The organism is Phycicoccus sp. Root563 (assembly GCF_001427915.1).
In the GTDB taxonomy this organism is placed as follows: Bacteria; Actinomycetota; Actinomycetes; order Actinomycetales; family Dermatophilaceae; genus Pedococcus.
On sequence record NZ_LMGM01000001.1, the window covers coordinates 1,248,338 to 1,253,716 of the forward strand.

Genomic DNA, 5,379 nt, shown 5'->3' on the forward strand with positions numbered 1-5,379 from the left:
GCGCGATGGAGCCGGTCTCCTTCTTGAACAGGGTGCCGTCGACCGTCTTCCACCCACCGAGGTCGTCGATGGTCCACAGCTTCTGCGGCTGCGGGAAGTCGGCCGCGAACTCCTTCGCCACGGTCGGGTCGACCGGGCGGAACCCTGCCTGCGCCCACAGCTTCTGCGCCTCGGGCGTGAACAGGAAGTCGTTGAAGGCCTTGGCCTTCGCGAGGTTCTTGCTCTTGCTGATGACGGCCGTGGGGTTCTCGATCTTGAACGTGGTCGGCGGGGTCACGTGCTCGACCGGGTCACCGCTGCGCTCGGCGAACAGCGCCTCGTTCTCGTAGCTGAGCAGGACGTCGCCGGTGCCCTGGAGGAACGTCTCGGTCGCCTCACGACCCGACTTCGGCTGCACCTTGACGTGGTCGCCGACGAGCTTGGAGATGTAGGCGAGGCCCGCGGCCGGGTTCTTGCCACCGTCGCTCTTGGCGGCATACGGGGCGAGCAGGTTCCACTTGGCGCTGCCAGAGCTGAACGGGTTCGGCGTGACGACCTCGATCCCGGGCTTGAGCAGGTCATCCCAGTCCTTGATGCCCTTGGGGTTGCCCTTGCGGACGACGATCGTGACGACCGAGCCGAACGGGATCCCCTTGTACTGGTTGGCGTTCCAGTCCTTGTCGACCAGGCCGGCGTCCACGAGGCGGGTGATGTCGGGCTCGACCGAGAAGTTGACGAAGTCGGCCGACGCACCCGCGGCGACCTTGCGCGACTGGTCGCCGGAGGCGCCGTAGGACTGCTGGAACTGCACGCCCTTGCCCGCCGCGGTCGCGTTGAACGCGGGGATGAGCTTGTCGTAGCCCACCTTCGGGACGGCGTACGCGTAGAGGTCGATGGTGCTGGTGGCGGCACCCGCGTCGGCGGCCGACGCACCGACCGTGTCGCTCGCGCCTCCCCCGGCACAGGCCGTCATCACCATCGCGCCGACGGTCGCGACGGCGGCCAGGGCGAGGCGGGGGTGACGGTTCATCGTGGGCTCCTTCGGTGCCAGCGGTGCCGGCCGTGGTCACCGGCCGGGCGGCGGGTGATCTCCTATGTGACACCTAGGATTTTGGATAGCGTCGCGTTATCGGTCAAATAACGTGCGCTTATGTCTCGCATCGTGGATGTGGTGATACCGCGCCTTTCGGGACGGGTCGCCCACCCCGCAGCGATGGGCCGCGCCATCACCGTCTCGGTGCTCGCCAGCTGTCGCCATCGCGGACGGAATGGCGACAGGTCCTGCTCACCGCGCGCGCCCTGGCGGTGTGCCCGGGGCTGAGCCGGGGTATGCCGGGGTATGCCGGGGTGTGCCGGGGGTGTGCCGGGGTCAGACCTCGGTGCCGCGCAGCACGATGTGCTCCGGCGCGGCCAGGGCCCGGATCTCGCGGCGCGGGTCGGTGGCGTAGACGACGAGGTCGGCGTCCGCCCCCTCCTCCAGCCCGGGGCGACCCAGCCAGGCGCGCGCGCCCCACGTGGCGGCATGCAGGGCCTCTGCGTTGCTCAGCCCCGCCTTGGTGAGCTCGTGCGCCTCATCGGCGACGAGCCCGTGGCGCAGGGAGCCGCCGGCGTCGGTGCCGAGGTAGATCGGGATCCCGGCGTCGCGGGCGGCGCCGATGGTGGCGTAGCGGCGACCGTGCAGGGCCAGCATCCGCTGGTGGTAGGCGGGGTACTTCTCCATGGCCGGCTCCGCGATCGCGGGGAAGGTCGCGATGTTGACCAGCGTGGGCACGATGGCGATCTGCTGCTCGGCGAACTGCGCGATGGTCTCGGGCTCGAGCCCGGTGGCGTGCTCGATGCAGTCGGTGCCCGCGGCGGCGAAGTCGTAGAGCGAGGCCTCACCGAAGCAGTGCGCCGTCACCCGCGCCCCCTCCTCGTGGGCGGCCGCGATCGCGTCGCTGAGGACGTCGACCGGCCAGCAGGTCGACAGGTCACCGGTGTCGCGGTCGATCCAGTCGCCGACGAGCTTGACCCAGCCGTCGGCCGCCTTCGCCTCGAGCCGGACGCGTTCGACGAGCTGGTCGGGCTCGATCTCGTGGGCGAAGTTGCGGATGTAGCGGCGGGTGCGGGCGATGTGACGGCCGGCGCGGATGACCTTGGGGAGGTCGTCGCGCTGGTCGACCCACCGGGTGTCCGCCGGCGACCCGGCATCACGGATGAGCAGCGTGCCGGCCTCCCGGTCGGCGAGCGCCTGCGCCTCCGCGGTCGCGTCGTCCACCGCCCCGTGGGCGTCGAGGCCGACGTGGCAGTGCGCATCCACGAGCCCCGGCAGCACCCAGCCACGCAGGGTCTGGACGTCGCCACCGGCTCCCGTCGGCCGCTCGAAGGTCAGCCGTCCACCGACCACCCACGCCTCGGGCCGGACGTCCTCCGGGCCGACGAGGATCTCACCCTGCAGGTGCAGCACCGTTGCCATGGAACGACCCTAGCGACGGGCGGCCGCGATCTCGCGGGAGCAGGCCGCGTCCGGGTACGGGAGGTGGACCGACGGTCAGGAGGTCTCGGCGAGCGGACGCACGAACCGGCGCAGCGCCTCCACGACCACCTCGGGGGCGTCCGTGTGCACCCAGTGGGAGGCACCCTTGACCGTCAGCTGTCGCACCTTCGGGAAGAGGGCCTGCATCGCGGGCAGGTCCTCGTCACGGATGTACTCGGACTCGGACCCGGCGATCCAGAGCACCGGGCCGTCGTACGGCGCCAGGTCGGCGGCCGCGTCCGGCCAGCCGGCGATGACCGAACCCGTCCCCTTGGCTGCGTCTGCCGAGAAGAGCCCGAGGTTGGCCTGCCAGTGCCAGGTGTCGCCGTCGCGCCGCAGGTTCTGCATGAGGAACGCCTTGACGCCACGGTTCGGCTCCTCGAACCGCGCCTCGGCGTCACCCCGGCTGGTCAGGTCGTCCAGCGGCAGGCGTTCCATCTCGGCGATGTAGCCGCTGAACCGGTCGAGGCTGCCGTAGGACTTCGGCGCGATGTCGACGACGACGAGGCGCGCGACGAGCTCCGGGTGCCGGAGGGCGAGCAGCATCGCGGTCTTGCCGCCGAGCGAGTGCCCGACGACCATCCAGCGCGCGTCCGCGTCGATGCCGCGCAGGGTCGCCGCCACAGCATCGGCGTAGGCCGTGAACGAGAACTCCTCCGTCCACGGGGAGCGCCCGTGGTCGGGCAGGTCGACCAGCGTCGAACGGGCGCCGTCGCCGCCGGGCCCGGCGAGGGCCTTGGCGATCTGTGACCAGTTGCGGCCCTGGCCGAACAAGCCGTGCAGGAACGCCACCCGCGGCCCGGCGGTGCCGACCGACAGGGTGTGCAGCGACGGCCCGCGCCCAGACGGCTGCGCGCCGTCGCTCACCGGCCGAGGAACTTCTCGAAGCCTGCGGGCAGCTGGCTCGGGTCCATGTCGGCGGGCGCCCCACCGGTCGCACCGGCGCCGAAGGCAGCGCCGCCTCCGGTCCGCGGCGCCGTGGACTTCTCCGCGGCGGCACGCTCCTCGGCGGCCCGCTTGGCCGGGTTGCCGGACTTGGACTTCTTGCGCTGGGGCTGCTGCTTGCCGCGCTTGCCGGCGCCGCCACCCATACCCGGGATGCCCGGCATGCCAGGGATGCCACCGCCGCGGGCGAGCTGCTTCATCATCTTCTGCGCCTCGGTGAAGCGCTCGAGCAGGCCGTTGACCTCGGACACCTCGACCCCCGAGCCCTTGGCGATGCGCAGGCGGCGCGACCCGTTGATCTGCTTGGAGTGGGTGCGCTCGAACGGCGTCATCGATCGGACCATCGCCTCGATGCGGTCGAACTCCCGCGGGTCGAGGTTGTCCAGCTGGGCCTTCATCTGGCCCATGCCCGGCATCATGCCGAGCATCGACTTCAGGCCACCCATCTTCTTCAGGGCGGCCATCTGGTCGAGGAAGTCGTCGAAGGTGAAGTCCTCCTCGGCGAGGAACTTGCGCTGCATCTCCGCCTGCTGGCGGGCGTCGAACGCCTTCTCCGCCTGCTCGATGAGGGTGAGCACGTCACCCATGTCGAGGATGCGCGAGGCCATCCGGTCGGGGTGGAAGACCTCGAAGTCCTTCACGCCCTCGCCGGTGCTGGCGAACATGATCGGGCGACCGGTGACCGACGCGACCGACAGCGCGGCGCCACCACGGGCGTCACCGTCGAGCTTGGACAGGACGACGCCGGTGAAGTCGACGCCCTCCTGGAACGCGAGCGCGGTGTCGACGGCGGCTTGGCCGATCATCGCGTCGATGACGAAGAGCACCTCGTCGGGCGAGATGGCCGAGCGGATGTCGGCGGCCTGCTGCATGAGGTTCGCGTCGACGGCGAGGCGTCCGGCGGTGTCGACGATGACGACGTCGTGCTGGTTGCGGCGGGCGTGCTCGATGCCGGCGCGGGACACCCCGACCGGGTCACCGAAGGAACGGGTGCCCTCCCCCGTCGGGCCGACCGCGTCGTGGCCACCGATGTTGCCGCGCTCGGGCGCGTAGACCGGGACACCTGCCCGCTCTCCGACCACCTCGAGCTGGGTCACGGCGTTCGGGCGCTGGAGGTCGGCGGCGACGAGGATCGGGGTGTGTCCCTGCTCCTTGAGCCAGCGCGCCAGCTTGCCCGCAAGGGTGGTCTTACCGGCGCCCTGCAGACCCGCGAGCATGATGACGGTGGGCGGGTTCTTGGCGAACTGGATCGTCCGCGTCTGCCCGCCGAGGATGCCGACGAGCTCCTCGTTGACGATCTTGACGACCTGCTGGCCGGGGTTGAGCGCCCCGGAGACCTCCGAGCCGAGCGCCCGGTCGCGGACCGCGGAGGTGAACTGCTTCACCACGGGCAGCGAGACGTCGGCGTCGAGCAGGGCGAGCCGGATGTCGCGCACGGTGGCGTTGACATCGGACTCGGACAGCCGCCCCTTGCCCCGGAGGTTCTTGAAGGTGGCGGTCAGGCGGTCGGAAAGTGACGTGAACACGGCCCTCAGACTAATCGGTCGAACCGGGCCGCACCGACACGACCACCAGCAACCTCACGAGCCGGTGGTCGCGCCGTCGCAGATGTCGATGACCATCGCCACGGTCTGGGCCACCTTGGCCGGCGGCAGCAGGCGCCCACCGAACTCGGTGACGTAGAACGTGTCGAGCGTCTGCCCGGCGTAGGTGGCGATGTGCGCGGACCGCACGGACAGACCGGCCTTCGCGAACCCCATACCGAGCTCGTGCAGCAAGCCTGGACGGTCCTGGGCCCGCACCTCGATCACGGTCGCCTCCTCCGAGGCGTGCGGCACCACGAGGGCGCGCGCCTGCCCGGGTGACCCGGTCCCCGCTTCCGCGCTCGGTCGCGCCGCGAACTGTCGGCGGCGGTCGAGCAGCCCCAGCGGGCCCCGGTC

General features: G+C 71.1%; 5 protein-coding genes. All 5 read right to left on the minus strand.

What is annotated here, in order from left to right; genetic code table 11:
* Positions 1-1,009: sulfate ABC transporter substrate-binding protein (locus ASD62_RS05845; RefSeq protein WP_056915150.1), on the minus strand; the 1,009-nt coding region annotated here is incomplete at its 3' end.
* A 339-nt stretch (positions 1,010-1,348) separates the two neighbouring features.
* On the minus strand, positions 1,349-2,434 hold the full coding sequence (locus ASD62_RS05850) for an amidohydrolase family protein (protein WP_056915151.1): 1,086 nt from the start codon (positions 2,432-2,434) through the stop codon (positions 1,349-1,351).
* Positions 2,435-2,509: 75 nt separating this feature from the next.
* The gene (locus ASD62_RS05855) at positions 2,510-3,361 is read right to left on the minus strand and encodes an alpha/beta fold hydrolase (RefSeq protein ID WP_056915152.1); all 852 of its coding nucleotides are present in this window, start codon (positions 3,359-3,361) and stop codon (positions 2,510-2,512) included.
* Positions 3,358-4,965 (minus strand): signal recognition particle protein, encoded by a 1,608-nt coding sequence (ffh, locus tag ASD62_RS05860; protein ID WP_056915153.1) that lies wholly within the window; start codon positions 4,963-4,965, stop codon positions 3,358-3,360. Before ffh ends, ASD62_RS05855 begins: the two co-directional genes overlap by 4 nt.
* Before the next feature lie 54 nt (positions 4,966-5,019).
* A partial coding sequence (locus ASD62_RS20605) for an ACT domain-containing protein (protein ID WP_235530645.1) occupies positions 5,020-5,379 on the minus strand: 360 nt, incomplete at its 5' end.

Bases quoted from the DNA above. Each gene is read 5' to 3' on its own strand.
- ASD62_RS05850 (WP_056915151.1), bottom strand. From the start codon at position 2,434: ATGGCAACGGTGCTGCACCTGCAGGGTGAGATCCTCGTCGGCCCGGAG.